Below are 26594 nucleotides of genomic sequence, written 5' to 3'. Positions count from 1 at the left end.
ACGCAATGACCTCTCTCGACGAAGCCCGGTCCCTGCTGCGCGAGTTCCCGGTCGTCGACGGCCACAACGACCTGCCGTACGCACTGCGCGAGCAGGTCCGCTACGACCTCGACGCCCGTGACATCGCCACCCACCAGAACACGCATCTGCACACCGACATCCCGCGTCTGCGCGAGGGCGGGGTGGGTGCGCAGTACTGGTCGGTGTACGTCCGCTCGGACCTGCCGGGCGCGGTCCCGGCGACCCTCGAACAGATCGACTGCGTACGGCAGCTGATCGCCCGTTACCCGGCCGACCTGCGGGCCGCGCTGACCGCCGCGGACATGGAGGCGGCGCGCGCGGAAGGCCGTATCGCCTCGCTCATGGGGGCGGAGGGCGGCCACTCCATCGACAACTCGCTGGGCACCCTGCGCGGCCTGTACGAGCTGGGCGTGCGCTACATGACGCTCACCCACAACGACAACAACGACTGGGCGGACTCGGCGACCGACGAGCCGAACGTCGGCGGCCTGTCGGCCTTCGGCCGCGAGGTCGTGCGGGAGATGAACCGCCTCGGCATGCTGGTCGACCTCTCCCACGTGGCGGCCACGACCATGCGCGCCGCCCTCGACACCAGCACCGCCCCGGTGATCTTCTCCCACTCCTCCTCCCGGGCCGTCTGCGACCACCCCCGCAACATCCCGGACGACGTCCTCGAACGCCTCCCCGGCAACGGCGGCATGGCGATGGTGACGTTCGTGCCGAAGTTCGTGCTCCAGGCGGCGGTCGACTGGACGGCGGCGGCCGACGACAACATGCGCGCCCACGGCTTCCACCACCTCGACACCACCGAGGACGCGATGAAGATCCACCGGGCCTTCGAGGAGAGCCACCCCCGCCCGGTCGCCACCACCGCCACGGTCGCCGACCACCTCGACCACATGCGCGAGGCCGCCGGCATCGACCACCTCGGCATCGGCGGCGACTACGACGGCACCGCCTTCACCCCCGACGGCCTCGACGACGTCTCCGGCTACCCCAACCTCGTCGCCGAGCTGCTGGACCGCGGCTGGTCCCGGTCCGACCTGGCCAAGCTGACCTGGCAGAACGCGGTCCGGGTGCTGGGGGCCGCGGAGGACGTGGCCCGCGGCCTCCAGGAGACGCGGGGACCGTCCCACGCGACCATCGCCGAGCTCGACGGCTGAACGGCAGCGGGCGGCCCCCGAGCGCCGCGCGGAGTACGTGGGCGTTCGGGCCGTACCCCCGAACGCCCCATCCACCAGGAACCCTCCCGGGCGGCCGTGCGACGGTGGGCTACAGCCCCTTCACGACGTAGGTCACGCGACGTACGGAGCCCTTCATGGCCGACCTCCAGCACGACATCCACACCACGACCGAGGTCGGCAGGGAGGACTTCCTCCCGGACGACCCGTTCCCGATGGAGTCCGGCACCGCGTTCCTGGAGCGGGCCCACGCGCTGCTGGAGGCGCATCCGGTCGCGGACGGCTACTGCGGGCTGCCCCGGGCGCTCGGGGCGCTGCCCTGGTACGACCTGGAGCTGGGCGAGACGGCGGTGGACACGGACGTGCCCCGGCTGCGCGAGGGGCACGTGGGCGCGCTGTTCTGGTCGCTGGACCTGCCGGCGCGGGAGTGGGGCGTGCGGGCCGTGGGGGCCACCCTGGAGCAGCTGGACCTGGTGCGCCGGGTGGTCGAGATGCACCCGGAGGGGCTCCGCCTGGTGCGCACCGCCGGGCAGGTCATCGACGCCCGCAACTGCGGCCGGGTCGCCGTCGTCCTCGGCCCGGCCTCCGCCGCCGCCATCGACGACTCCCTCGGCATCCTGCGGGTCCTGCAGTCCCTGGGGCTGCGCGTGCTGTCCCTGGCCGGCGCCGTCTGGGCCGGGGCGGAGGGGCTGACCCGGTTCGGCGAGGAGGTGGTCCGGGAGATGAACCGGCTCGGGGTGCTCGCCGACCTGTCCGGCGCCCCGGAGGCCGCCCTCGCCCGGACGCTGGCGCTCTCCAAGACCCCGGTCCTGTGCACCCGCTCCGCCGCCGCGGCCGTACGCCCGCACCCCGCGAACCTCTCCGACGAGCTGCTCGGGCAGCTGGGGGAGCACAAGGGCGTGTGCATGGTGCCGCTGGCCGCGGAACAGACCGGGCCGACCGTCCCGGACGTCGCCGACCACCTCGACCACGTCCGGATGGTCGCGGGCCCCGAGTGCGTCGCGCTGTCCGGCACCTACGACTCCGGCGCCGCCCATCCCCGCGACCTCGACGACACCTCCGGCTACCCCCACCTGATCGCCGAGCTGCTCCGACGCGGCTGGTCGGAGACCGAGCTGTCCCTGCTGACCTGGGGAAACGTGCAGCGGGCCCTGCGCAGCGCCGACTTCACCGCCCGTGCGACCCAGCGCCGCAGGGAACCGACCCCGCCCCGCCCGGCCGACACCGAGGCCTGATCAGTCGATCCGGCACAGGCAGAACGGGTGGCCGGCCGGATCGGCGAACACCCGGAAGTCCTCCGTGACCTGGTCCTTCTCCCGCCGCAGCAGCCGGGCCCCGAGGGCCAGCACCTTCTGCTCGGCCGCGTCGACGTCCGCCCAGGCCGGCCCGGCGTCGAAGTCGAGATGGAACTGCTGGGAGCCGTGGTCGGCGCGCGGCCACTCGGGCGGGGTGTACCCCTCCGCGAGCTGGAAGCCCAGCCGCAGCCCGTCCGGCAGGCGCAGCACGACCCAGTCGTCCTCCTCGGCCACCAGGGTGCCGCCGGCGACGGCCGCGTAGAAGGCGGCCAGCGCGTGCGGGTCGGGACAGTCGATCACCACGTTGCGCAGACGCGCGACGGACGCCATGGATCCTCCTCGGTCAGCAGGCGCAGAGACAGAACGGGTGCCCCGCCGGGTCGGCGTACACCCGGAAGGTGCGCTCCCGGTCCGCCGTGTCCAGCGGCTTCGCGCCCAGCTCCAGCACCCCCTTCTCGGCCGCGTCCAGGTCGTCCACCACCAGGTCCAGGTGGAACTGCTGCGAACCGTCGGGCGAGGGCCACCGCGGCGCCACGAATCCGGGGGCCCTCTGGAACGCCAGCGTCTGCCCGCCGGGCACCGCCAGGTCCACCCAGTCCTCGTCCCCCTCGGCACCGCCGCCCAGCACGCCGGCGTAGAAGGCGGCCAGCGCGGACGGGTCGGGGCAGTCCAGCACGACGACACCGAGCTTGGCGAGAGCCATGACTTCCTCCTCGAAGTGGGGAGTTGCCTCCAGGACTTCCTAACCAGACGGGAGGCTCTTCAGTCGTCGCCGGGTCCACCGGTGATTCGGCGGGCCCGATCCGAACGGGGCCGGCCGCGCTGACCGGGGCGGCGTGTTGGCTTCGGTGGCCCGCTCTCCGCGTGGTTGTATCGCGGCGGCGATTCAGCCCTTATCTGCCGTTTCACCCCCTGGTCCCCTGAATAACGGCCGTTCGGACGGGTTGGAAATTCAATGACAGACGGCAACGAAGATGAGCGTGCGGGCGGACCGCGCCGAGCCCTGAACAGGCGGCTTCTTCTCCAGGGGACGGCGGGCACCTTCGGTGCCGCGCTGGCATCCGTCGGCATCTACAAGATGATCGATGCGATCGCGGAACCGCCGGACCGCCCGACCGCCTCCGACGGCCCGCCCGTCCAGGAGCAGTACCTCCTGCAGAACGAGCAGGTCGTCATGGTCGACGACTCGGCCGTGCAGAGCAGCAAGGGCACGATCGCGGTCCGGGTACCGGCCCTGCACGACCACGTCGTCACCGCGAGGCTGAATGTCGCGTCGAACGCCAAGGCGCTGCAGGAGGCGCAGCACCAGCTGGAGTCCGCGCTCCTGGGTCTGGAACGCGAGTTCCCGCCCACTCCCACGGGAGTGGGCATCACGGTGGCCTGGGGACTTCCCTATTTCCACCAGTACATCCCGACCCTGGGCAAGGGGTCGGAATTCTTCAAGGCGGGGACACGCTATCCGGCCTATCTGCCGGTCGACCTGATGACGTCCAAGACGGAGGGCCGTACCGTCCGTGCGCTGCAGGAGGCCAGGACGTTCCCCAGCGACCAGCCTCCGCCCGGATTCGGGCCGGTCCGCCTGGAACAGAACGACGTGGCGGTGCTGCTCCGCAGTGACACGCTCGCCAACATCAAGGCGGCCTCCGACGCGGTCTTCGGCTCCAGAAGCAACCAGGCGGGCAGCCTTTTCAAGGTGACGAGTATCCGCCAGGGCTTCTCCGGGGGCGGTTTCTACGGGCGGCAGGGCCTGCCGAGCAAGCTGGCGCTGGCGGCGAACATCCCGGGTGCCGAGTCGATTCCCCGGCAGGCCCAAGGTTTCCTGGGCTTCGCCACCACCCTGGTGTCGAACATGGGGCCCGACAACATCGCGAATCTCGAAACCCTGCCCGGTTTCACCGACCAGTGGCCCGACGGCTACTTCAAACAGGGCACCACCATGCATCTCTCGCACCTTTTCCAGAACCTGGAGACCTGGTACGAGAAGAACTTCCCCCAGTACGCGGACCGCGTCCAGGCCATGCTCCAGCCGGGCCTGACGCCCGCTCCCGCGCCGGGCACCTATGCCCTCCAGCCGCCGGGGCCGACCGAGGCCGAGGTGGCGAAGGGCGTCGACCGCTACCACTCCTTCGGCCACACCGGGAGCATGGCCGAGGTGGACAGCACCACGGCGCAGGAGACCAGCAACTACGGCAAGAGCTATCCCGCGGGGACGACCATCCCCGTGCGCGGCGACTTCGACACGCTGGACAACCCGTTCCACTACACGTCCGATCCGGCGGCGGACCACTACAGCTCGAAACCGGCGGCCGGGTTGCACTTCATCCAGTTCCAGCCGACGATCGGGATCTTCAACATCGTCCGGCTCGCCATGGACGGCCACTATCCCGACATGACCCTCCCCGTCGCACCGCGCAGCCCCCACGCCGGCATCAACTCGGTCCTGAACACGACCCACCGGCAGAACTACCTGGTCCCACCGCGCCGCCACCGCTCCTTCCCGCTCGCCGAGTTCCTCGCCCCCTAGGGCCGGGCGTAGGGGATCTCGAGGCGGTCGTACCGGGCCAAGGACCGGTACGGCGCGGCCCGTTCACCGGATACACACGTGCCGCGTGGTGCAGAATGCAACAAGACACCGGTTCGGCCGACTGAGCCTCGGCCGAACCGGTGTCGTCGAGCGGCCCTACGCGGTCGGACGTCCCATCGCGCGGTACGTCCACCCGGCCCGCCGCCAGATCCCGGGATCCAGCGCGTTCCGTCCGTCGAGGATCACCTTCTCCGTGGCCGCCTCTCCCAGCGCCGCCGGGTCCAGCTCCCGAAACTCCCGCCACTCCGTCAGATGGAGCACGACATGCGCCCCCCGCACGGCCTCCCGCGCGGTCTCCGCGTAGCCGAGCGTCGGGAACAGCCGCCGTGCGTTGGCCATCCCCTTCGGGTCGTACACCGTCACCTGGCCGCCCTGCAGATGGATCTGCCCGGCGACGTTCAGCGCCGGCGAGTCCCGGACGTCGTCCGAGTCCGGCTTGAACGTCGCGCCGAGCACCGCGACCCGCTTCCCCAGGAAGGACCCGCCGCCGAGCGCGTCCCGGGCCATCTCGACCATCTGCCCCCGGCGCCGCATGTTGATGGAGTCGATCTCGCGCAGGAAGGTCAGCGCCTGGTCGGCGCCCAGCTCACCCGCACGGGCCATGAAGGCGCGGATGTCCTTCGGCAGGCAGCCGCCGCCGAACCCGATCCCGGCGCGCAGGAACTTCTTCCCGATCCGGTCGTCGTACCCGATCGCCTCCGCGAGCCTCGCGACGTCGCCGCCCGCGGCCTCGCACACCTCGGCCATGGCGTTGATGAAGGAGATCTTGGTCGCGAGGAAGGAGTTCGCGGACGTCTTCACCAGCTCGGCCGTCGGGAAGTCGGTCACCACGAACGGCGTACCCTCGCCGACCGGCGTCGCGTACACCTCGCGCAGCAGCTTCTCGGCCCGCTCGCTGCGCACGCCGACCACGATCCGGTCGGGGTGCAGCGTGTCCTGGACGGCGAAGCCCTCGCGCAGGAACTCCGGGTTCCAGGCCAGCTCGGCATCCGCACCGGCGGGCGCGTGCCCGGCGAGGTAGGTTGCCAGCCGCTCGGCCGAGCCGACCGGCACGGTCGACTTGCCGACGACGAGCGCGGGCCCGGTCAGGTGCGGGGCCAGCGAGGCGATCGCGGAGTCGACGTACGACATGTCGCAGGCGTACTCGCCGTGCTTCTGCGGGGTGTTCACGCAGACGAAGTGGACGTCGCCGAACGCGCCCACCTCGGCCCAGTCGGTGGTGAAGCGCAGCCGCCCGGAGGAGCCCTCGAAGCCCGCCACGTGCCGGCGCAGCAGCTCGTCGAGACCCGGCTCGTACATCGGGGTCTCGCCGCGCTCCAGCATCGCGATCTTCTCGGGTACGACGTCGAGCCCGAGCACCTCGAAGCCGAGCTCCGCCATGGCCGCGGCATGCGTGGCGCCGAGGTAGCCGGTGCCGATCACAGTGATCTTGAGGCTCATGGAATGCTCCAGCTCGGGGACGTTGGTGCTGCTGCGGGGCCGAGCATAACCGGGCCCCCTTGCGGGCAACTTTCCCGCTGTCGCGTACCTCACGTCACCGTTCCGTGGGCTGCGCTCTAAACTTTGAGTTACTTAACAGTAATTAGCGTCGGCACCGTAGTGTCTGGAGTGAGAGACCTTGGCCGGATCGGCTGACTTCGACCTGTACCGCCCGTCCGAGGAGCACGACATGCTCCGGGACGTCGTCCGCGCGCTGGTCGAGGCGAAGATCGCCCCGTACGCCGCCGCGGTGGACGAGGAGGCCCGCTTCCCGCAGGAGGCGCTCGACGCCCTGGTCGCCAACGACCTGCACGCCGTGCACGTGCCCGAGGAGTACGGCGGCGCCGGCGCCGACGCGCTCGCCACGGTCATCGTGATCGAAGAGGTCGCCCGTGCCTGCGTCTCCTCCTCCCTCATCCCGGCCGTGAACAAGCTGGGCTCGCTCCCGGTGATCCTCTCCGGCTCCGAGGACCTGAAGAAGAGGTACCTCACGCCGCTGGCCAAGGGCGACGCGATGTTCTCGTACTGCCTCTCCGAGCCGGAGGCCGGATCCGACGCCGGCGGCATGAAGACGAAGGCGGTCCGCGACGGCGACCACTACGTCCTCAACGGCGTGAAGCGCTGGATCACCAACGCGGGCGTCTCCGACTACTACACGGTGATGGCCGTGACGGACCCGGAGAAGCGCACCAAGGGGATCTCCGCCTTCGTCGTGGAGAAGTCCGACGAGGGCGTCTCCTTCGGCGCCCCGGAGAAGAAGCTCGGCATCAAGGGCTCGCCGACCCGCGAGGTCTACTTCGACAACGTCCGCATCCCCGCCGACCGCATGATCGGCGCGGAGGGCACCGGCTTCGCCACCGCGATGAAGACCCTGGACCACACCCGCATCACCATCGCGGCCCAGGCCCTCGGCGTCGCCCAGGGCGCCCTCGACTACGCCAAGGGCTACGTCCAGGAGCGCAAGCAGTTCGGCAAGCCGATCGCCGACTTCCAGGGCATCCAGTTCATGCTCGCCGACATGGCCATGAAGATCGCCGCCGCCCGCGCCCTGACCTACCAGGCCGCGGCCGCCTCCGAGCGCGGCGACGCCGACCTCACCTTCCAGGGCGCGGCGGCGAAGTGCTTCGCCTCCGACGTCGCCATGGAGGTCACCACGGACGCCGTCCAGCTCCTCGGCGGCTACGGCTACACCCGCGACTACCCCGTCGAGCGCATGATGCGCGACGCGAAGATCACCCAGATCTACGAGGGCACCAACCAGGTCCAGCGGATCGTGATGGCCCGCAACCTGCCGTAGCAGGGTTGCTGCAGGTCGGGTGCCGTTCGCTGACCTGCACAGACAACACAGCCCCCGGCGCGACGCCGGGGGCTGTCGTCGTACGAGGATCAGGCGGCCTCCGATGCCTCGGCCGCGCAGCCGACGAGAGGAGTGGAGCCTGCGATCGGCTCCGACCCGTCGGGGGTTACCTGCACTCAGGAGTTCGGTCACACTCGGCGCATGGGAGAGGGCACCCGATGGTCGTTGGACGACGACTGGGACTGGCAGCTGCAGTGCGCACGGGCTCATGACGCGTCGCTGCGTGACACGGACTCGTGGGTGCCTCCTGTCGAGGAGGAGCTGGTGCTGGCCGCCCGGGCGAGTGCGTTGAGCCGGTGGTATCCGTCCACCAGTCACAACTACCTCCGGTTTCTGGACGGCCCGGCGCCGTGGGTGCCCGGAGGGCGCGACGACGTGAGGTACCTGCCGGGATCCATCTCCTTCGCGAAAGAGGGGGCGGACGGCGGCGCCGTCTTCCGGGTCTGGAGCGGAATGCTGTTGCGGACTCCTGATCCGGTGCTCGTGCTGGCCACCCCGGAGGCGGCGGTCGCTGTCGAGGCACTGGTGAAGGTTCTGACCACCGACGGCTGAAGGACCACCTGGAGCGGCCGAGCGCCCTCTGATGGCGGACGTGCTGACATCTCTGGCGTGACGTGCGGTGACGGGGTTGTCCGCGCAGGTCACAGAGGTAGGCGGGGGTGCCTGTCGAGGTCGGCCGACGTCCCTCGGAGTGCCTTTTCCCTGTCCGTCTCGAATGGCGCTACCCCACGGTCGGGCTTAGGACGGGAACCACACGGGGTCCGCCCCGGCCCCCTTCCCCTTCCCTTCCCCTGGAGGAGCCATGACCCAGACCGGACCCATGACGGCCATGTCCAAGCAGATGCAGGAATGCGTCAACATGTGCATGGCCACGCACACGATGTGCGAGGAGACCATGAGCTCGTGCATGTCCATGGAGGGCGGCCCCGCCCACATGCGGATCATGCGCGCGCTGATGGACTGCTCCGAGATGACCCGGATGTGCGCCGACATGATGATGCGGCGCTCGCCGCTCTCGCCCGAGATGTGTGCGATGTGCGCCAAGGCCTGCGACATGTGTGCCGAGGCGTGTATGACCATGCCGGACGACCCACAGATGAAGCGCTGCGCGGAGGCGTGTCGCCGCTGCGCCGAGATGTGCCGCTCGATGGCGGGCGTCTCCATGTGACACCCCGCTGAACCGGTGCCGAGGGCACCCCGGCGGGGTGCCCTCGACGCACGCTCCGGCATGCTTGGCCCATGACCGGTGACACCTCCGACGCCTTCGACAGCGCCGAGCGGGCCATGTGGACGGGCCGGGCGGGTGCCTACGCCGGCAGCTTCGGCCGTCTGTGCGCCCACCTCGTGGAACCGCTGCTGGACGCGGCGGACGTGACCGCGGGCACCCGGCTCCTCGACGTCGGCACGGGCACGGGTACGGCGGCCCTGGCGGCCCGGCTGCGCGGCGCCCGGGTGGTCGCGGTGGACGCGGACGCCGGAATGGTGACCGCGGCCCGCGGGAACGGCGTCGACGCGCGGCTCGCCGTACTCCCGGAACTCCCTTTCGCCGACGGGGAGTTCGACGTGGTCGTCGGAAACTTCGTACTCAACCACGTCGGCCGCCCCCGCACCGCCCTCTCCGAACTCCGCCGGGTCCTGCGCCCGGGAGGGCGGCTCGCCGTGACGACATGGAGCGCCAGACGCGGCGCCGGCCAGGACCTGCTCGGCCGGGCCTGCGCGGAAGGCGGCGCGGTACCGCCGCCGTACCTGCCCCGGCTCGACCCCGCGGAGGACTTCGCGCGCTCGGCCGAGGGGCTGGCGGAGCTGCTGACGGAGGCCGGGTTCATCGGTGCCCACGCCACCGAACTGGAGTGGGACCACCGTGCCGGGCTGGACGAGTGGTGGAGCGGTGCCGTCGGCGGGGTGGCCACCATCGGCCTGGTGGTGACCGCGCAGGACGCGGCGACGGTCGTACGGATCCGGCGGGCGTACGAGCGGCTCGCCGCCGGACATGCCGACGGGGAAGGACGCCTGGCCCTTCCCCATGTGGCGCTGCTCGCCGTCGGTACGGCCTAGTTGCCGGACACGGTGACCTTCTGGTCGTTGTTCAGTTCGTCGACCAGGGTCTTCACCTTCGCCTTGTCCCAGACGAGGTTGCCGCCGGTGGAGCCGGAGATCGGCATGTTCATCGAGACGCCGTTGCCGCCGTTGACGTCCTTCATCGCGAAGAACATCGAGCCCAGGTCCCACAGGCTCATGTCCTTGTCGACGGTGAGGGAGTCCAGGCCCGCGCCGAGGGTCGGGTAGAGCTTGAAGGGGTTCAGGATCGTCCCCGGGGTGGCCACCTGATGGGCCAGCGCCGCCAGGAACTTCTGCTGGTTCTTGGTGCGCTGGAGGTCCGACGCGGCGAAGGCGTGCCGGGTGCGGACGAAGGCGAGGGCCTCCTCGCCGTTCAGGGTCTGCTTGCCCGCCTTGAAGTCCGCGCCCGAGTACTTGTCCTTGAAGCCCTTGTCGATGTCGATGGTGACCCCGCCGACCGCGTCCACGATGTTCGCGAAGCCGGCGAAGCCGATCTCGACGTAGTGGTCGATGTGCAGCCCGGTGTTGTACTCGACCGTGCGGACCAGCAGGGTCGGACCGTCCTCGGCGTACGCCGCGTTCAGCTTGGTCTGCCGGCCGGTGCCCTTGTAGACCTTGCCGGACGTCGACCCCTGGTACGACGGGATCTCCACGTTCGAGTCACGCGGCAGCGAGATCAGGGTGTCGCCGCTGTCGCCGACGTGCAGGATCATCATCGAGTCCGTGCGCTTGCCCTCGGCGGAGCCCGTGTGCAGCTCCTTCTTCTGCGCGTCGGACAGGCCCTGGCGGCTGTCGGAGCCGACGATCAGGTAGTTGGTGCCGTCGCCGGCCGCGGGCCGGTCGATCACCTTCGACAGGTCGACGTCCCGGTGCAGCTTGGAGTCGGCCCAGAAGTAGGTCGACACCGACGTGACGATCACCACGCTGAGGACGACGATCGCCGTCCACTTGATCCGCTTGCGCCAGTTGGGAGCAGGCCGCGGCTCGCGCTCCCGCGTGCCGTCGGGCCCGCCGCCGCCCGGGCCGCCGCCGTAGACCTGGCCGGTGTTGTAGCCGCTGTCGTAGCCGTCGTACCCGCCGCCGTCGTCGTACCCGTTGTTGTACGACGGCTGCTGCGGGACCCCGGCGTACCCGCCGCCGCCCTGCTGCGGGGCGCCGTACGGCGGTGCCGACGGCTCTCCGCGGCGTACCTGGCGCATCACGCGGGCGCCCTCAGGCTGCGCGCCTGCGCTACCGCGTCCGTATCGGTTGTCGCGGTTGCCGTCCGACCATCCCTCGGGCCATTCGTTCATGGGCCCCAGTGTGCAGGCAGCGACTGTGCCTCTTACAAGGGTCGTAGGAAAATCAGGGCGCCGCTGTTGCGAACCCGACACAAATTCCGCGATTGTCGCTTCGGCATAAGGTGGGGGCCATGACAGACCAGGCCCCCGAGGCGGAATCCGGTATACCCGGCAAGCCGACGTCCGCGTCCCGGACCACGCTGAGCCACATCATGACCCACAGCGACACCAACCTCCTCGGGACGGTGCACGGCGGCGTGATCATGAAGCTCGTGGACGACGCGGCGGGCGCGGTCGCCGGGCGCCACTCGGGCGGTCCCGCCGTCACCGCGTCCATGGACGAGATGGCGTTCCTGGAGCCGGTCCGCGTCGGCGACCTCGTGCACGTCAAGGCGCAGGTCAACTGGACCGGCCGGACGTCGATGGAGGTGGGGGTCCGGGTCCTCGCCGAACGCTGGAACGAGTCGACGCCCGCCACCCAGGTCGGCTCGGCCTACCTGGTCTTCGCGGCGGTCGACGCGGACGGCAAGCCGCGCCGGGTACCGCCGGTCCTGCCGGAGACCGACCGGGACCGGCGGCGCTACCAGGAGGCCCAGATCAGGCGCACGCACCGGCTGGCGAGGCGGCGGGAGATCAGGGAGCTGCGCGAGCGCAGGGTGGCCGAAGGGTACCTGGACTAGGGCGGTGCGCCGTCGGCCGCGCCCTGCTTTTAGGGGCGCGGGGAACTGCGCGACCAGCCCCCACGCACCCGCACCCGACCCACGACCCTCAGCAGACCTTCTCGTCCCCCCGGATCACAGAAGAGGTGCCCTGCGGTGCCGGCTCGTCCACCCGCACCTTCCGCACCGCACCCTTGAAGTCCGCCCCCACCGTCACCCGCAGCACCGGCCCGAGCCCCGGCACGGCCCGCAGCTCGCTGCCCGGCAGGGCCGCCGCCAGGGACCGGGCCGAGCGGTCCCACCGCGGGTCGAAGGAGACCACCGTCCGCTTCACGTCGCGGTGCGCGGCCGTCACCGGCCGGTGGTTCGTCGCGAAGCCCGTCGCCGCCAGCGCCGCGTCCATCCGCCGCGCCACCCCCGCCGTGGCCGTGCCGTTCTCCACCTGGACCCGGATCGTGGCCGGCGCCACCTCCACCGTCGCCGGCGGCGGCCCCTGCGGCTTCGGCGCGGCCGGCGGCGCATGCGCGGGCGCGGCCGGCGCGAGCGGCTGGTCGTCGCGCAGGGACCGGAACAGCCGGTCCGACCCGGCCCGGTCCCACTTCAGCGTCGAGCCGATGCCCTTCACGGGGTACGCCAGCTGCCCGATGGGGACGGTCGTGAACTCGGACGAGGACGGGGAGAAGTTGCGCATCGCCCGGCCGAGGTCCAGCAGCTCGTCCGTGCCGAAGCCCGTGTCGGCCCGCACCGACCCCAGCACCGCCCGCGTCACGTCCCGGAACCGGATCGGGTTCAGCAGCACCCCGCTCGACGTGGCCCGCTCGATCAACGACGCCAGGAACCGCTGCTGCCGCTTCATCCGGCCCAGGTCGCTGGCCGCGTCGACGTGCCGGGCGCGGACGTACTGCAGGGACTGGCCGCCGTTCAGGGTGTGCGTGCCGGGGGAGAGGTTCAGGCCGGTGTAGGAGTCCTTCATCGGCAGGGCGGTGCAGACCTGGACCCCGCCGAGCACGTCGACGGTCCGCATGAAGGTGATGAAGTCGACCTCCAGGTAGTGGTCGATCTTCAGATGGGTCATGTCCTCCACCGTGCGGACGGTCAGCTGCGGGCCGCCCTCCGCGTAGGCCGCGTTCAGCTTGATGGGGTGGGCCGGGTACGTGCGGTGCGTCGTCTCGTCCACATGCGCCGGGACCTCGGCGTACGAGTCGCGCGGCAGGCTGACCACCGTCGCCCGCTCCCGGTCCGCCGAGATGTGCACGATCATGATCGTGTCGGTGCAGTGGCAGGGCGCCCCGCCCAGCCGGTACCTCCGCCGCTCCCGCTCGGTGATCTTGTCGCGGCCGTCGGTGCCGACCAGCAGCACGTTCATGCCGTGGCCGGCGGCGGGACGGTTCTTCATGTCCTTGAAGGGGTCGACCCGGGCGATGTCCGCGTCCAGGCCGGCCATCACCGAGTGTCCGATCCCGGCCGACGCCAGCACCACCACCGAGAGCGTGGTCACGGCCCGCATGGCCCAGCGCGGCCGCCGGGGCCTTGCGGGTCGTACCGGCGGCCGCGGGGCCTGACGGGTGGGCTGCGGTCGGCGCTGCGGCCGGACGGGCCGGGCGGGGGACCGGGGCGGGCTGGCGGACAAAGGACACCTCCGGACGAGGCCGTACGTGGGATCCGTGAGCACGGTAGGCCGATACGACCTTCAGCCCGCGTCACCGCCCATGCGGCGCGCACCGGTGTCCCCCGTTCGCGGTAACGTGAGCCCCCTATGAACGCCAAGCCCGACGTGCGGCACCCCGCAGTTTCTGTGATCATGCCCGTCCTCGACGAGGAGCGGCACCTGCGCGGGGCCGTCCAAGCGATCCTCGCGCAGGAGTACGCCGGTGAGCTGGAGGTCGTCATCGCCCTCGGTCCGTCCAAGGACCGCACGGACGAGATCGCCGCCGCGCTCGTGGCCGAAGACCCTCGCGTGCACACCGTCCCGAACCCGACCGGGCGCACCCCGGCCGCGCTGAACGCCGCGATCAAGGCCTCCCGGCACCCGGTCGTGGTCCGCGTCGACGGCCACGGCATGCTCTCCCCGAACTACATCGCCACCGCGGTACGGCTCCTGGCGGAGACCGGCGCGATGAACGTCGGCGGCATCATGCACGCCGAGGGCGAGAACGACTGGGAGCACGCCGTCGCGGCGGCCATGACCTCGAAGATCGGCGTCGGCAACGCGGCCTTCCACACGGGTGGCGAGGCAGGCCCCGCCGACACGGTCTACCTGGGCGTCTTCCGGCGCGAGGCGCTGGAGCAACAGGGCGGCTACAACGAGGAGTTCATCCGCGCCCAGGACTGGGAGCTGAACTTCCGGATCCGTGAGGCCGGCGGGCTGATCTGGTTCTCGCCGGAGCTGAAGGTGTCGTACCGGCCGCGCCCGAGCGTGCAGGCGCTCGCCAAGCAGTACAAGGACTACGGCCGTTGGCGGCACGTCGTGGCCCGCTACCACGAGGGCTCCATCAACCTGCGCTACCTCGCGCCGCCGGTGGCGGTGTGCGCGATAGCCGCGGGGATCGTCGCCGGGGCGCTGGTCACCCCGCTCGCCTTCGTGATCCCCGGCGGCTATCTCGCGGCGATCGTCGCCGGGTCCCTCCCGGCCGGCAAGGGGCTGCCGCCGAGGGCACGGCTGCAGATCCCCGTCGCCCTCGCCACCATGCACATGTCGTGGGGGTACGGCTTCCTGACCAGCCCCAGGTCGCTGGCGAAGCGGGTCATCGCGTCCCGTCGCCCCGCGGTGCTCAGCCCCTCCTCGAACTGAGCACCGGCGCCACCGGCCCCGCGGGCGTCACCAGGTGTAGTCCGGGTCGACGTGCATGCACGCCTTGGTGTCCGAGGCGTTGAGGGCGTTCGCGGACGCCGGGGTGGTGGTGTCGTCGTCCGCGGTGTACTCGGTGCCCGAGCGCCAGTCGGCGCCGACGACCAGCGTGACGCCGTCGACGGCGGTGGACTTCTTCACCTGGTCACTGGGGATGCCCAGGACCTTCGCGACCCGCTGGGCGTCGCCCGCCAGGTCCGCGCTCGGATAGCGCACCAGCGTCTCGTCCTCGCTCAGCAGCGCCGACGTGTCGGCCGCCGCCTTCGTGAAGCCCTTGCCGACGAGCAGTCCGGTGACGGCGGCGGCCCGGCCGGTGACGGCGGTCTCCGTGCTGCTCTTCGTGCCGTTCTGCACCTGTACGGCGATCTTGTCGTCCGCCGCCGCCTTGTCGGTGACCTTCGTCGTGGCCGTCGTGGTCTTCTTCTTGTCCTTGCCGTCCAGCGCGACGTCCTCGCGGACCAGCCGCCACAGCTTGGCCGCGTCGGTGGGCTTGGGCAGGACGCGGTTGCCGTCGGAGGAGTACACGAACGGCATCGTCGTCATGGTGATGCGGTCGGTGGGGACCTTCTTCAGCTCCTTGCTCAGGTCGTAGAGCTTGGTGACCGAGCCGAGGCCGGTGTCGACCGTGAGCGCCTTGGTGGCGGTCTCGGCGAGCCCCAGGAGCTTGTCGGGGTTGCTGAGGGTGGCGTTGGAGCGCAGCTGGCGGACCATCGAGTTCATGTACATGTGCTGGGCCTTGGTCCGGGCTATGTCACTGCCGTCCTCGAAGCCGTAGCGGGTGCGCAGCCACTGCAGGGCCTGCTTGCCCTTGACGGAGGTGGTGCCCTTCGTCAGCTTCAGGCCGGAGCCGTGGCCGGTGGAGGTGTGCGAGTAGATGTTGGCGTCCACACACACCGGCACCCCGCCGATCGCGTCCGCCATGGACACCACGCCCGAGAAGTCGACCATCATGAAGTGGTCGATGTGGATGTCGGTGAGCTTCTCCCAGGTGGCCACCGTGCAGCCGGGGCCGCCGCGTTCCAGGGAGGCGTTGGTCATCGTGTCGTCGGTGGCCGCGTACACCTTGCCGGTCTTGGCGTCGGTGCACTTGGGGATGGAGACGAGTGTGTCGCGGGGCATCGACACCACCGACATGTTGGTGCGGTCGGCCGACACGTGCAGCAGCATCTGGACGTCGGCGCGGGCGGCGGTGCCGATGTCCGCGGCGCCGCCCAGCTTCACGTTCTCGGCGGAGTCCCGGGCGTCGGAGCCGATCAGCAGGATGTTCAGCGGGGTCTGGCCGGCCGCGTTCGCCTTGGCCTTCGTGGCGCGGTCCTTGGAGTCCCCGATGTTCAGGGACTCCTTCTTGATGTTGCCGTTGAGGTGCTCGTAGTACAGGTACCCGGCGGTCGCGGTGCCGGCCAGGGCCAGCGCCAGCACCGAGGCCGACCAGCGCACGATCCGGCGTCTGCGGCGTCTGCGGTCGCCGGCCTCCGTACCGTGCCCGCTCCGCCGGCCCCCGCCGTCCTGAGGGGTGAGAGACATGGTGTCCTCGACCGCGGACACCACGTCGGACACCTCCCCCCGCACACTGCTGCGCACCACCTTGCCCGCCCTCCCGCTCGCACCTGCCACCGCACCCGGAACTCCCGGGCACCTGGGCACGGCGGCAGTGTCATGCAGTGGTTTAGGAGTTACCTGTGCCTACCTGTGCGGACCTGTGTGCTCCGGCTACCAGCGATAGGGCGCGTACACGTCCATGCACTGCTTGGTGTCCGAACCGTTGATCGCGTCCGCGTTCTCCGGCAGGTCACCGGCCTTCGGCGCGGACTGCTTCGGGTACGCCGTCCCGTCCCGCCAGTCGGCGCCGACGACGAGCGTGACCCCCGACACATCGGTGGTCTGCTGCACCTGGCCCGTCGGGATGCCCAGCGCCTTGGCGACCGCCTGGGCGTCGCCCTCCAGATCCGCGCTCGGGTACTGGACCACCGTCTTCTCCACCGCCTGGGCGGCCCCCGAGGTGTCCGCGGTGGCCCGGCCGTAGCCCTTGGCGGCCAGCTCCTGGGCGAGCGTCCGGGCCCGGCCGGGGACCGCGGCCTCGGTGGCGGTACCGGTGGCGTTGCGCACCAGCACGCCGAGGCTGCCCGCCGGGACGGACGGCTCCTTGGCGGGCGTGGCGCTCGCCGTGGTCTTCTTCCTGCCCTCCGCGGCGCCGCCGTTCTTGTCGAACGCCACGTCGTCGCGGAGCATCTGCCACATCCGGTCGGCGTTGGCGCCGTCCGGCACGAGGTGGTCCTTGTTCTGCGGGTCCTGGACGTTCGGCATCGTGAGCGAGGTGATGCGGTCCGTGGGCACCGACTTGAGCTGCATGCCCAGGTCGTAGAGCTTCTTCGGGCTGCCTATCTCCTCGGAGACCGTCAGCGACTTGGTGGCCGCCTCGGCCAGGTCCATCAGCCTGCCGGTGTCGGTGAAGACGTTCTGCCCCTTCAGCGTCCGGATCATCGAGTTGAGGTACATGTGCTGGGCCTTGGCCCGCAGCGGGTCGCTGCCCCAGGCGTGCCGGGTGCGCAGCCACTGCAGGGCCTGCTTGCCCTGCACCTTGTGGGTGCCGGCGGTCAGCTTGAGCCCGGAGCCGCCGGGCACCGCGGCCGTCGGCCGGTCCCACACGTTCTGGTTCACACAGACGTCGACGCCGCCGATGGCGTCCGCCATGCTCACCACGCCCGCGAAGTCGATCGTGATCCAGTGGTCGATGTAGACCCCGGTGAGGTTCTCCCAGGTGGCCAGCGTGCAGCCGGCGCCGCCGCGGGCCAGCGACTCGTTGATGATGGTGTTGGTCGCCGGGTACACCTTGCCGGTCTTCGGGTCCGTGCACTTGGGGATGTCGACGCGGGTGTCCCGGGGGATGCTCACCATCGCCGCGCTCTTCCGGTCCGCCGACAGGTGGATCAGCATCTGCACGTCGCCGAGGGGCGGGCTGCCCCGGTCGTACTTGGCGCCGCCGAGCTTCACGTTCTCGTCGGAGTTACGGCTGTCGGAGCCGATCAGCAGGATGTTCAGCGGCGTCTGGCCGGCCGCGTTGGCCGCGGTCCTGCGCGCCTTGGCGTCGCCGCTCTCGCGCTGGCCCTTCTGGATGTTGCCGTTCAGGTGCTGGTAGTAGAGGTAACCGGCGCCGGCCGTACCGAGGATCACCACCGACAGCACGGTCGCCGACCAGCGCAGCACGCGTCGGCCGCGTCTTCCCGGGCCACCGGCCGGGCCGCCCTTGCGAGGCCCGTCGCCGGCGCCGCCCGGCACGTCAGGTGCCTCCGGTGCCTTCGACGGTGCCTTGCGTGCCTTCGGCGCGAGGGACATCGTGTCCTCGACCGCAGGCACCTCCCCCCGCACATCGCTCCGCGTCAACGCCCTGCCCTCCCCACCCTGCGCCCTGTGCGCACAGGCCCGCCGCCACGCCCCCCGTCGGACGCCACACGGACCACACGGGTCCGCCCCGCGCCCGGTTAGACGCGTGACGGACCCATAGGGTTACCTACTTATTCGCCGTTACTTGACGGTCGTGTGCCGTAACTCTTCGTCGCGCCGCCCTACTTGGCGCAGGTCACCTTGTCCGCCGTCGTCTTGCTGTCCACGTCCGGCGCCTTTGTCGGAGTGGTGAGGGAGACTCCCGCCCCCTGGAAGTCCTTGCCCAGCGTCAGCGTGATCGCGGGCAGGCCCTGGGAGTTGGTCACGCTCTTGCCCGGCTTCATCGCCGACCCGGACAGCCCCATGAGGCTGGCCAGTTCACGCGCCTGGTCGGCCTGGTCGGGCGCGTACTCCAGGGTGGTCTTGCTGAGTGCGGCGGCCGCGTTGCCGGCGTTCTCCGACTTGAGGACGCCCTGCTCGTTCTGCAGCCAGTTGAGGGTCTCCTGGGCGCTGCCGGCCTGGGCCCCGCCGTTGAGGATCCGCACCCGCACCTCGGAGGCCGCCGACTTGCTGCCCTCCAGGCGGGCGGCGGCCGCGTCCTTGCTGGCCTGCGCCTGCTTCTTCTTGACGGCCGTGAAGGAGACGTCGTCCTTGATCGCCTGGAAGACGGCGGGCGCCTTCGTCTCGTTGAGCACGACGGTCGCCTTCACCTTCTCCGCCGGGTTGTCCAGCACCGGGATGGTGGTGAAGGTCAGGTTCTTCGGGTTGAGCTTGCCGAGCTCCAGACCGAGGTCCTTCAGCTTGCCGATGCTGTCCAGCTGGGAGTCGACGGTGAGCGCCTTGGTGCCGACCTCGGCCAGCTTCAGCAGCTTGGTCGGGCTGGTCAGCGTCGAGTTGGAGCTGAGCTTGCGCATCAGGGCGCTGAGGAACTGCTGTTGGAGCTGGATCCGGCTCAGGTCGCCGCCGAAGCCGACCGAGTGCCGGGTGCGCACGAACGCCAGCGCGGTCTCGCCGGAGATGTTGTGGGTGCCCTTGGACAGCTTCAGGTGCGAGTCCGAGTCGTCGATGTCCTTGGCGAGACACACCTCGACCCCGCCGACGGCGTCGGTCAGTGTCTTGACCGCGTTGAAGTCGGCCACCATGAAGTTGTCGGCCTGGATCCCGGTCAGCTCGGTCACCGTGCGCACGGTGCAGCTGGCGGTACGGCCGTCCTGGCCCAGGCTGGTGTTGAACCGGACGTTCTCGGTGCCCGCGATGACCTTCTCGGTCCCGTCCGACTGCTGTGTCTGGCAGTCGGGCACGTCGACGATGAGGTCGCGCGGGATGCTCAGCGCGGTGGCGTTCGAGCGGTCCTTGGCGATGTGCAGCAGGATCGTGGTGTCGGCGTGCCCGACGCTGCCGGCGTCGCCGTAGCCCTCGTTGCCCGAGCCCGTCCGCTTGTCGGTGCCGATGATCAGCAGGTTGATGGCCTTGTCCTTGCTGAAGCCACCGGTGCTCGCGCCGTCGTCGGAGACGGACGTGATGTTGTCGTTGAGGTGCTTGATGTAGAGGTAGCCGGCGGCCGAGGCGGCGACCAGCACGAAGGCCATCGTCCCGCCGGTCCACAGCAGGACCTTCTTGGCCTTCGACTTCTTCTTCACCGGCTGCCGCCGCGAGCGCCGGCCCGCCGCAGGCTCGGGCTCGGCGCGCCGTCTGCGCTGCCCCGGGATCTCCGGGCTCGCGGTCTCCCGGGTATCGCCCGCGCCGGCGCCCGGCGAAGCCGGTCTGCGCGGTCCGGGTACCGGCGACTGCGGTGCGGAATGCGTCAGTCGCAGTTCGTATTCACCGGTGTTCGGATTGAGCACCCACTGGTCTGCGGGATCGATGTTGTCCGCCCGCCCACGGCCTTGCGCGTCCACGGTTGTCCGAATCCTCCGTCGGGGCCACGCGGCGCCTTCCCCCCACCAAGGCGCTCGGTCACGTTTCGCGGTGCGCGACCCCAGGACGGACCTCGCGGCCGGATGCACCGGAGCGCTCACACTATCCGCCCAGTTCAGCGTCGAGTGACGCCAGTGACAAATTCGTCCTCCCTACAACCGGGCAATCCGTCTCATTTAACTGACAACGAACGGCGCGGAAGTTCGCCGCCTTGGCGAGTGCTTTACGCGCAACTGTCCTCGGCGGCGGTGTTACCGCGAAATGCGGACCCCGCGGAGTCCCCGGAGGAAGCGTTCTTCTTCGCGACCTTCACCGGCCGGTCCGCCCGCAGCAGTGCGAACAGCGCGTCCGCCCGGCCCGCCACCAACTGGTCGCGATTCGAGTCGTACACGTACGGCTCCCGCGGCACGGTGAGGAACTGCACCTGGTCGGTGGGGATGTCCCGCAGCCCGCGCACCAGTTGGTACAGCCCCCGCAGACTGGCCAGCTCCGGATCGGTGGTGAGCGCCGAGGTCGCCGCGTCCAGCAGCGGGTAGAGCTTCGCCGGATTCAGCAGTACGTCGCTGCTCCGCACCTTGTTGACGAGCGCCCCCAGGAACTGCTGCTGGCGGTCCATCCGCCCGGTGTCACTGCCGTCCCCGAGCGACTTGCGCACCCGTACGTACCCCAGCGCCTGCTCCCCGTCGAGGGTGACCCGCCCGGCGGGCAGCCGCAGCTTCGCCGCCTTGTCGTCGATCGGCTTCTCCAGGCACACCTGCACCCCGTCGATCGCGTCGACCATGTCCTTGAACCCGCTGAAGTCGACGACGACGTGGTGGTCGATCCGGATGTCCGTGAGCTTCTCGACGGTACGGATGGTGCAGGCCGAACCCCCCACCTCGAAGGCCGAGTTGAACAGCGTGAACGAGGGCTCGCTGCGCCGCCCGTCGGCGCGCAGGCAGTCCGGCACGTGCACCATCAGGTCCCGGGGCAGCGAGACCGCGGTGGCGCTGCGCCGGTCGCGGGCGAGGTGCAGCAGGATGGTCGTGTCGGAGCGTTCGGTGCCCGAGTCCTTGCCGTAGCGGCCGTTGCCGTCCCCGGCGCGGGTGTCCGACCCGATGAGGAGGATGTTCTGCGCGCCCCGCACCAGCGCGGTGGGCCGCTCCCGCTCGTACCGGGCGAGCTCGGCCTCGGCCGCCTCGTCGGCGGTGATGTTGTGACTGAGCTTGGCGTACAGGGCCCAGCCGCCACCGACGGCACCGACCAGCACCACACCGACACCCAGAGCCGCCCCCCGCACCCAACGCCGACGCCGCCGCCGGGCAAGCCCGTACCCGGTGGCGGATGCCCCTACGACGTCGGTCACTCCTCAACAGTGCCCCGGGACGAGACCCGAAGCCGGACCAACTGGTCCACGCGGGTGAGCGGTCCCACCGAGACGCCGACTGCTCACGCGGGCGGGTGGCCCTGCCGGGGGCGACCGGCTGTTTACGCGGGTGGGTGGTCTTGTGTGCGGGGGGCCGGCTGCCTACGGGGGTGGGCGGTCGTGTGCGTGGGGCGGTCAGCTGCTCACGCGGGTGAGCGGGTCTGTCCGGGAGCGGTCGGCTGCTTATGCCGGTGAGCGGTCTTGTCGGGGCGGCTGGCTGCTTACGCGGGTGAGTGGGCGTGTGGGGCGGTCGGCTGTTCACGCGGGTGGTGGTCCCACCTTCTTGGGGGCGCGGGGAACTGCGCGAACGGCCCCCACCGGCCCGCAGCCGAAGCACGGGCTCAGCGAGCGGAAGCCGTGACCCGCTCGCTCTCGATCCGCTTCGCGATCCCTTCCTCACCCAGCTCACCAAGATGCCGGCACAGCACCACCGACCCCCCGACGGCGAGCGGCGCATACAACCCCGCGCTCAGCCCCTCCCACGTGTCGTACCCCAGCCCCGACAGCAACCGCGCCCCCGGCCCGGTCAGCCCCAGCCCCGCCGCATCCCCGAGCGCCCGCTCCACCACCTCGGCACCGCTCATCTCCGCCCCCGCGACGATCAGCGCGGGCTCCTCCGGATCCACCGGAGAGAACGGCACGAACCGGTCCCCCTGACTCGGCACCTCGACGGCGTAGTCGACGAACCCCTCCGGCGTCCGCGGGAACCGCCCACCCAGCGGCCGCAGCGCGAGAGCGACCCGCTCCCCCCGGCACGCCCGCGCCGCCTCCAGCGAGTCCGGCCCGCTGACGACCACGTCGGCCGCCCCCGGCTCCCCGGCCACGTCGGCGACCGCGCCCACCGACGAACACGCCAGCAGCCACACCGCCGTCTGCCAGTGCGCCGGCAGCAGCAGGGCGACCCGGTCACCCGGCCCCACCGCGAGATCGGTCTGCAACAGATTCGCCGTCTTCGCCACCCAATTGGCGAAAGTGGCCACGGACAATTCGACGCGCTCGCCCGTCGCGTCGTCGTAGAAGGTCACCAGGGGGCGTCCGGGATCCGCGGCGAGCGCGGAACGCAGCAGGTCGGCAGGGGTGCGATCGGTGGCGTTCACCCGCGCAAGGGTACGCCGCGGCCGGCCCCCGCACCGGCCGGCGGGGCCACCGGTTCGGCGTAGCGGGCCCCGACGGACCGTCAGTTCCCCGATGGGCACGTTTGTCTGACTGTGTTCAATATCAGGGGCATGCGTGGATTCCTGACTTGCTCGATGGGCGTGACCTGCGCGGCGGCCCTCACCCTCCCGCCGGCCCTGCTCAACGTGCCGTCCGCGGCCGCCGCACCCGCGGACCGGGCCACGACGACCACCGCCCGCCCCGCCACGGCCGCCGCCCTCTCCGGCAGCACCCAGTCGCTGCCCCTCACCCCCCGCACCCGCGAGCGCGTCCTCGGCCAGGCCCCGGAACAGGGCGCGTACCGCACCGACGTACGGCACTTCTCGCTCGTCGGCGTCAGCTGGGACGACCCCGGAGCCGAGCTGCACGGCCAGGTCCAGGTGCGCACCCGGGCCGCGGCCACCGGCCTCTGGTCGGGCTGGCAGGACGTCGACACGCACAACGCCGACCACGGCGCCGACCCGGACACGGCGGAGGCCTCCTCCGGCCGGGTGCACGGCGCCACCGCGCCCCTGTGGGTCGGTGACTCGGACGGAGTCGACGTACGTGTACGCACCGCAGCCGGCGACGACTCCGACCGGCGTGGCCTCGGCCCCGGCCCCGGCGTCGGACGCGACCTGCTCCCGGCCGGCCTGCGCCTCGAACTCGTCGACCCCGGCGACGAGGCCCCGTCCGAGGGCCCGCCCGCCGACAGACCGCGCACCGACACCGAGGCCGACCCGGCGGCCGCGGTCAACGCCGGCCTCGTGTCCTTCGCCGCCACCGAGATCCCCGCGCTGAGCCGGGAGGACACCGAACGCGAACTCCGCGAGCTGGGCGACGCCGGCGCCCCGCTCGCGAAGCCGTACATCGGACCGCGCCCGAGGATCGTCACCCGCCGCGGCTGGGGCGCCGACGAGTCGCTGCGCGAGAAGGGGTTCGTCTACACGGGGAAGATCAAGGCGGCCTTCGTCCACCACACCGACTCCGGCAACGGTTACCGCTGCTCCGAGGCCCCGTCCGTCATCCGCAGTATCTACCGCTACCACGTCGTGACCATGGGCTGGCGGGACATCGGCTACAACTTCCTCGTCGACAAGTGCGGAACCCTCTACGAGGGCCGCGCCGGGGGAGCGGCGAAGGCCGTCAGGGGCGCCCACACCCTCGGGTTCAACAACAACAGCATGGGCATCGCGGTGATCGGCACATTCGCTTCGCACAAGCCGCCCGTGGCCGCCGTGACCGGCGTCGCCAAGCTCACCGCGTGGAAACTCGGGCTCTTCGGGGCCAATCCGAAGGGAAAGACATATCTGAAGTCCGGGGGTGGCAATCTCTACCCAAAGGGGAAGAACGTACGACTGAACGTGATCTCCGGCCACAGGGACGGGTACGCCACCGAATGCCCAGGCGCCAAGCTCTACGCCAAGCTCGGCTCGGCCCGGACCAGTTCCGCGCACCTCCAGGGGCGCTGAGCGCGGGCCGGCGTTCACCGCCGTCGGGGGCAGTCGGGGGAAACCGCACACCCATGCCGCGTGGCACCACGCGGCCGTCGAGGGCGCCGTCGCACGGTCTGCATACACTGGCCGGCCGACACAGAGTTCGGCCGGTCCCGGCAGGAAGCAGAGACGACAGGTGACAGAAGCGATCCTCCTGGTCGGCGGCAAAGGCACCCGGCTGCGGCCGCTCACGGTCCACACGCCCAAGCCGATGGTCCCGGCGGCCGGCGTGCCGTTCCTGACACACCAGCTGGCCAGAGCCAGAGCGGCGGGCGTGGAGCACATCGTCCTCGCGACGAGCTACCTGGCGGACGTCTTCGAACCGTACTTCGGCGACGGCGCGGCACTCGGCCTGCACATCGAGTACGTCACCGAGGAAGAACCCCTCGGCACCGGCGGCGCGATCCGCAACGTGGCCGCCCGGCTGCACTCCGGCCCCGACGACCCGGTCCTGGTCTTCAACGGCGACATCCTGACGGGCCTGGACATCCGCGCCCTGGTGGCCACGCACGAGTCGACCTCGGCGGACATCTCCCTGCACCTCACCCAGGTGACGGACCCCCGCGCGTACGGCCTCGTCCCCACCGACGGGACGGGCCGCGTCCTCGCCTTCCTGGAGAAGCCCCAGACCCCCGAGGAGATCGTCACCGACCAGATCAACGCGGGGGCGTACGTCTTCCGCCGCTCGGTCATCGACACGATCCCGGCGGGCCGCCCGGTGTCCGTGGAGCGCGAGACCTTCCCCGAACTGCTCGCGGCCGGCGCCCACCTCCAGGGCATGGTCGACTCCACGTACTGGCTCGACCTCGGCACGCCCGCGGCCTTCGTCCGCGGCTCGGCGGACCTCGTCCTCGGCCGCGCCCCGTCCCCGGCGGTCCCCGGCCGCTGCGGCGACCGCCTCGTCCTCCCCACGGCCCGGGTCGCGGCGGACGCGAAGCTGACGGGCGGCACGGTGGTGGGCGAGGGCGCGTTCGTGGCGGAGGGCGCGCGGGTCTTCGGCTCGACGATCCTCCCGGGCGCCGTGATCGAACCCGGCGCCGTCATCACCGACTCCCTCATCGGCAACCGCGCCCGCGTCGGCGAACGCTCGGTCCTCACCGGCACGGTGATCGGCGACGGCGCGGTCATCGGCGCCGACAACGAACTCCGGGACGGCGCGAGGGTGTGGTGCGACGCGATGATCCCGGCGGGGGCGGTGCGGTTCTCTTCGGACCAGTAGGGTCCGGTCCTTGCGTTTCGGCTGCGGGTGAGCGGGGGCTGGTCGCGCAGTTCCCCGCGCCCCTTACGGGGCTCCACAGCTGCGGGCAGGCGTGCCGCAGGGCGGCACGGGTGGGCGCAGCGGCACCCTGCAAGCGCCGGTAAGCGTCCCCCCGCCCCCACCCACCCGCACCCGCTCACAACCGCCCGATATCCCCCCGCGGCATCCGCGGCGCCCGCCTCGCCGGCGTCTGCCCGCTCAGCAGGATCAGCCGAGCCGCCCGATGCCGCTGCCCCGCATACGGCTCCAGCAACCGCAGCATCACCTCGTCGTCGGCATCCCGGTCCCCGGCCAGCGCCCACCCCACGATCCCCGGCAGGTGCAGGTCCCCGACCGTCACCGCGTCCGCCGCCCCATGACTGCGCTGCACGGTCTCCGCCGACGTCCACGGCCCCACCCCCGGCACCACCTCCAGCCGCGCCTGCGCCGCCTCCGCCGCCATCCCCACGGCCTGCTCCAGCCGCGCGGCGACCCGTACCGCCCGCAGGATCGTCGAGGCCCGCTTGTCGTCGACGCCCGCCTTGTGCCACTCCCAGGACGGGATCAGCGCCCAGGTACGCGGCGCCGGCATCACCCACATCGGCCGCTCGCCCACGCCCGCCGGACCCGGCGCCCGCTCCCCGAACCTGCGCACCAGCAACCGCCAGGCCCGGTACGCCTCGTCGGTGGTGACCTTCTGCTCCAGGACCGACGGGATCAACGACTCCAGCACCAGCCCGGTCCGCGTCAGCCGCAGCCCCGGCCGCCGGTGCCGGGCCGCCGCCACGACCCGGTGCCGGGGCACGAACGCGGACGGGTCGTCGGCGGACCCGAGCATCTCCGGCAGCCGCTCAAGCAGCCAATCGGCCCCCGGCCCCCAGGCCTCCCCGCGCACCTCACCGCCGTACCCGGCGACCCGCAGCGTCCCTGGCCCGGCAGGCGTCAGACTGGCCCGCCACACGGACCCGTCCCGGGTGGCCCGGAAGGTCGGATCCCCGGGCCCCCGCCGCAGCGGTCCCAGCACGAGCCCCAGATCAAGAACCCCGTTGGGCTTCCAGAGCCGCACCCGCCCCGCCGCGACAGCCTGCCTCGGAACACCGCCGGCAGGCACGACGACCTGCCCACCCCGCACCGTCGCACGCGTGGGCTCAGGAGCAAACCGACCAGCCATTCAAAGAATCCTAGGCCTCAGGCGCCCCTTCGGGGGCGCGGGGAACTGCGCGACCAGCCACACTCGGCCCGCACCCGCCCACGAAACCGGA

At 71.2% G+C, this 26594-nt stretch carries 22 protein-coding genes; 11 read left to right on the top strand and 11 right to left on the bottom strand.

The window, feature by feature from the left end:
* Positions 1 to 5 precede the first annotated feature (5 nt).
* A complete protein-coding gene (locus ACFZB3_RS16695; protein WP_391375959.1) occupies positions 6 to 1184 on the top strand; it encodes a membrane dipeptidase in 1179 nt (392 codons plus the stop codon).
* A 155-nt stretch (positions 1185 to 1339) separates the two neighbouring features.
* The gene (locus ACFZB3_RS16690; protein ID WP_391375956.1) at positions 1340 to 2437 is read left to right on the top strand and encodes a membrane dipeptidase; all 1098 of its coding nucleotides are present in this window, start codon (positions 1340 to 1342) and stop codon (positions 2435 to 2437) included.
* Here the strand turns inward: ACFZB3_RS16690 and ACFZB3_RS16685 are convergent, their stop codons facing one another.
* Together ACFZB3_RS16685 and ACFZB3_RS16680 are read right to left on the bottom strand one after the other, a co-directional pair.
* Complete coding sequence (locus ACFZB3_RS16685) at positions 2438 to 2827, bottom strand: VOC family protein (protein WP_391375953.1); 390 nt, start codon at positions 2825 to 2827, stop codon at positions 2438 to 2440.
* A 13-nt stretch (positions 2828 to 2840) separates the two neighbouring features.
* Positions 2841 to 3200 carry a VOC family protein gene (locus ACFZB3_RS16680; protein WP_391375950.1) on the bottom strand — a complete coding sequence of 120 codons (360 nt, stop codon included), beginning with the start codon at positions 3198 to 3200 and terminating at the stop codon, positions 2841 to 2843.
* A 252-nt stretch (positions 3201 to 3452) separates the two neighbouring features.
* Between ACFZB3_RS16680 and ACFZB3_RS16675 the strand changes: the two genes are divergently transcribed.
* Entirely contained in the window at positions 3453 to 5021 is a 1569-nt protein-coding gene (locus tag ACFZB3_RS16675; protein ID WP_391375947.1) for a hypothetical protein, read from the top strand.
* Positions 5022 to 5177: 156 nt separating this feature from the next.
* On the opposite strand, the gene ACFZB3_RS16670 is transcribed toward ACFZB3_RS16675, so the two are convergent.
* Complete coding sequence (locus ACFZB3_RS16670; RefSeq protein ID WP_391375944.1) at positions 5178 to 6521, bottom strand: nucleotide sugar dehydrogenase; 1344 nt, start codon at positions 6519 to 6521, stop codon at positions 5178 to 5180.
* 178 nt (positions 6522 to 6699) lie between these two features.
* Here ACFZB3_RS16670 and ACFZB3_RS16665 point away from each other — a divergent pair, with 178 nt between their 5' ends.
* From ACFZB3_RS16665 to ACFZB3_RS16650, 4 genes are all read left to right on the top strand, one after another.
* Positions 6700 to 7857, top strand: a complete 1158-nt coding sequence (locus tag ACFZB3_RS16665; RefSeq protein ID WP_391375941.1) for an acyl-CoA dehydrogenase family protein — start codon at positions 6700 to 6702, stop codon at positions 7855 to 7857.
* Positions 7858 to 8058: 201 nt separating this feature from the next.
* Positions 8059 to 8469, top strand: a complete 411-nt coding sequence (locus tag ACFZB3_RS16660; protein WP_391375938.1) for a hypothetical protein — start codon at positions 8059 to 8061, stop codon at positions 8467 to 8469.
* 250 nt (positions 8470 to 8719) lie between these two features.
* A complete protein-coding gene (locus ACFZB3_RS16655; protein ID WP_355717395.1) occupies positions 8720 to 9085 on the top strand; it encodes a four-helix bundle copper-binding protein in 366 nt (121 codons plus the stop codon).
* Positions 9086 to 9156: 71 nt separating this feature from the next.
* A complete protein-coding gene (locus tag ACFZB3_RS16650; protein WP_391375935.1) occupies positions 9157 to 9972 on the top strand; it encodes a methyltransferase domain-containing protein in 816 nt (271 codons plus the stop codon).
* Here the strand turns inward: ACFZB3_RS16650 and ACFZB3_RS16645 are convergent.
* Positions 9969 to 11267 (bottom strand): LCP family protein, encoded by a 1299-nt coding sequence (locus ACFZB3_RS16645; RefSeq protein ID WP_391375932.1) that lies wholly within the window; start codon positions 11265 to 11267, stop codon positions 9969 to 9971. The genes ACFZB3_RS16650 and ACFZB3_RS16645 overlap by 4 nt on opposite strands.
* A 119-nt stretch (positions 11268 to 11386) precedes the next feature.
* Between ACFZB3_RS16645 and ACFZB3_RS16640 the strand changes: the two genes are divergently transcribed.
* On the top strand, positions 11387 to 11935 hold the full coding sequence (locus ACFZB3_RS16640; RefSeq protein ID WP_391375929.1) for a hotdog domain-containing protein: 549 nt from the start codon (positions 11387 to 11389) through the stop codon (positions 11933 to 11935).
* A gap of 88 nt (positions 11936 to 12023) precedes the next feature.
* On the opposite strand, the gene ACFZB3_RS16635 is transcribed toward ACFZB3_RS16640, so the two are convergent.
* Positions 12024 to 13421, bottom strand: coding sequence for an LCP family protein (locus ACFZB3_RS16635; RefSeq protein WP_391375927.1), 1398 nt, complete (start codon positions 13419 to 13421; stop codon positions 12024 to 12026).
* Between the two features lie 249 nt (positions 13422 to 13670).
* On the opposite strand from ACFZB3_RS16635, the gene ACFZB3_RS16630 reads away from it, so the two are divergent.
* Positions 13671 to 14705 (top strand): glycosyltransferase, encoded by a 1035-nt coding sequence (locus ACFZB3_RS16630; protein WP_391375924.1) that lies wholly within the window; start codon positions 13671 to 13673, stop codon positions 14703 to 14705.
* Between the two features lie 27 nt (positions 14706 to 14732).
* On the opposite strand, the gene ACFZB3_RS16625 is transcribed toward ACFZB3_RS16630, so the two are convergent.
* The 5 genes from ACFZB3_RS16625 to ACFZB3_RS16605 form a co-directional block, all read right to left on the bottom strand.
* Entirely contained in the window at positions 14733 to 16286 is a 1554-nt protein-coding gene (locus ACFZB3_RS16625) for an LCP family protein (RefSeq protein WP_391375921.1), read from the bottom strand.
* Positions 16287 to 16472: 186 nt separating this feature from the next.
* Positions 16473 to 18095 (bottom strand): LCP family protein, encoded by a 1623-nt coding sequence (locus ACFZB3_RS16620; RefSeq protein WP_391376925.1) that lies wholly within the window; start codon positions 18093 to 18095, stop codon positions 16473 to 16475.
* Positions 18096 to 18325: 230 nt separating this feature from the next.
* Positions 18326 to 20041, bottom strand: coding sequence for an LCP family protein (locus ACFZB3_RS16615; RefSeq protein ID WP_391375918.1), 1716 nt, complete (start codon positions 20039 to 20041; stop codon positions 18326 to 18328).
* A gap of 242 nt (positions 20042 to 20283) precedes the next feature.
* The gene (locus tag ACFZB3_RS16610; RefSeq protein WP_391375915.1) at positions 20284 to 21405 is read right to left on the bottom strand and encodes an LCP family protein; all 1122 of its coding nucleotides are present in this window, start codon (positions 21403 to 21405) and stop codon (positions 20284 to 20286) included.
* Between the two features lie 401 nt (positions 21406 to 21806).
* Positions 21807 to 22562 carry a TIGR03089 family protein gene (locus tag ACFZB3_RS16605; RefSeq protein ID WP_391375912.1) on the bottom strand — a complete coding sequence of 252 codons (756 nt, stop codon included), beginning with the start codon at positions 22560 to 22562 and terminating at the stop codon, positions 21807 to 21809.
* A 129-nt stretch (positions 22563 to 22691) separates the two neighbouring features.
* On the opposite strand from ACFZB3_RS16605, the gene ACFZB3_RS16600 reads away from it, so the two are divergent.
* On the top strand, positions 22692 to 24071 hold the full coding sequence (locus ACFZB3_RS16600; RefSeq protein WP_391375909.1) for an N-acetylmuramoyl-L-alanine amidase: 1380 nt from the start codon (positions 22692 to 22694) through the stop codon (positions 24069 to 24071).
* A gap of 160 nt (positions 24072 to 24231) precedes the next feature.
* Positions 24232 to 25314, top strand: coding sequence for a sugar phosphate nucleotidyltransferase (locus ACFZB3_RS16595; protein ID WP_391375907.1), 1083 nt, complete (start codon positions 24232 to 24234; stop codon positions 25312 to 25314).
* 175 nt (positions 25315 to 25489) lie between these two features.
* Here ACFZB3_RS16595 and ACFZB3_RS16590 read toward each other — a convergent pair whose 3' ends face one another.
* Positions 25490 to 26503 (bottom strand): DNA-3-methyladenine glycosylase family protein, encoded by a 1014-nt coding sequence (locus ACFZB3_RS16590; protein WP_391375904.1) that lies wholly within the window; start codon positions 26501 to 26503, stop codon positions 25490 to 25492.
* Between the last annotated feature and the right edge of the window lie 91 nt (positions 26504 to 26594).

This window comes from Streptomyces sp. NPDC008092 (assembly GCF_042957285.1).
Classification (GTDB): Bacteria; Actinomycetota; Actinomycetes; order Streptomycetales; family Streptomycetaceae; genus Streptomyces.
Note: the sequence above shows the minus strand (reverse complement) of the source record. Positions and strands in the feature narration are given on the sequence as shown.

Bases quoted from the DNA above. Each gene is read 5' to 3' on its own strand.
- ACFZB3_RS16625 (WP_391375921.1), bottom strand. From the start codon at position 16,286: ATGTCTCTCACCCCTCAGGACGGCGGGGGCCGGCGGAGCGGGCACGGT.
- ACFZB3_RS16685 (WP_391375953.1), bottom strand. From the start codon at position 2,827: ATGGCGTCCGTCGCGCGTCTGCGCAACGTGGTGATCGACTGTCCCGAC.
- ACFZB3_RS16675 (WP_391375947.1), top strand. From the start codon at position 3,453: ATGACAGACGGCAACGAAGATGAGCGTGCGGGCGGACCGCGCCGAGCC.
- ACFZB3_RS16635 (WP_391375927.1), bottom strand. From the start codon at position 13,421: ATGCGGGCCGTGACCACGCTCTCGGTGGTGGTGCTGGCGTCGGCCGGG.
- ACFZB3_RS16690 (WP_391375956.1), top strand. From the start codon at position 1,340: ATGGCCGACCTCCAGCACGACATCCACACCACGACCGAGGTCGGCAGG.
- ACFZB3_RS16630 (WP_391375924.1), top strand. From the start codon at position 13,671: ATGAACGCCAAGCCCGACGTGCGGCACCCCGCAGTTTCTGTGATCATG.
- ACFZB3_RS16660 (WP_391375938.1), top strand. From the start codon at position 8,059: ATGGGAGAGGGCACCCGATGGTCGTTGGACGACGACTGGGACTGGCAG.
- ACFZB3_RS16645 (WP_391375932.1), bottom strand. From the start codon at position 11,267: ATGAACGAATGGCCCGAGGGATGGTCGGACGGCAACCGCGACAACCGA.
- ACFZB3_RS16695 (WP_391375959.1), top strand. From the start codon at position 6: ATGACCTCTCTCGACGAAGCCCGGTCCCTGCTGCGCGAGTTCCCGGTC.
- ACFZB3_RS16655 (WP_355717395.1), top strand. From the start codon at position 8,720: ATGACCCAGACCGGACCCATGACGGCCATGTCCAAGCAGATGCAGGAA.
- ACFZB3_RS16650 (WP_391375935.1), top strand. From the start codon at position 9,157: ATGACCGGTGACACCTCCGACGCCTTCGACAGCGCCGAGCGGGCCATG.
- ACFZB3_RS16640 (WP_391375929.1), top strand. From the start codon at position 11,387: ATGACAGACCAGGCCCCCGAGGCGGAATCCGGTATACCCGGCAAGCCG.
- ACFZB3_RS16600 (WP_391375909.1), top strand. From the start codon at position 22,692: ATGCGTGGATTCCTGACTTGCTCGATGGGCGTGACCTGCGCGGCGGCC.
- ACFZB3_RS16590 (WP_391375904.1), bottom strand. From the start codon at position 26,503: ATGGCTGGTCGGTTTGCTCCTGAGCCCACGCGTGCGACGGTGCGGGGT.
- ACFZB3_RS16670 (WP_391375944.1), bottom strand. From the start codon at position 6,521: ATGAGCCTCAAGATCACTGTGATCGGCACCGGCTACCTCGGCGCCACG.
- ACFZB3_RS16680 (WP_391375950.1), bottom strand. From the start codon at position 3,200: ATGGCTCTCGCCAAGCTCGGTGTCGTCGTGCTGGACTGCCCCGACCCG.
- ACFZB3_RS16620 (WP_391376925.1), bottom strand. From the start codon at position 18,095: ATGTCCCTCGCGCCGAAGGCACGCAAGGCACCGTCGAAGGCACCGGAG.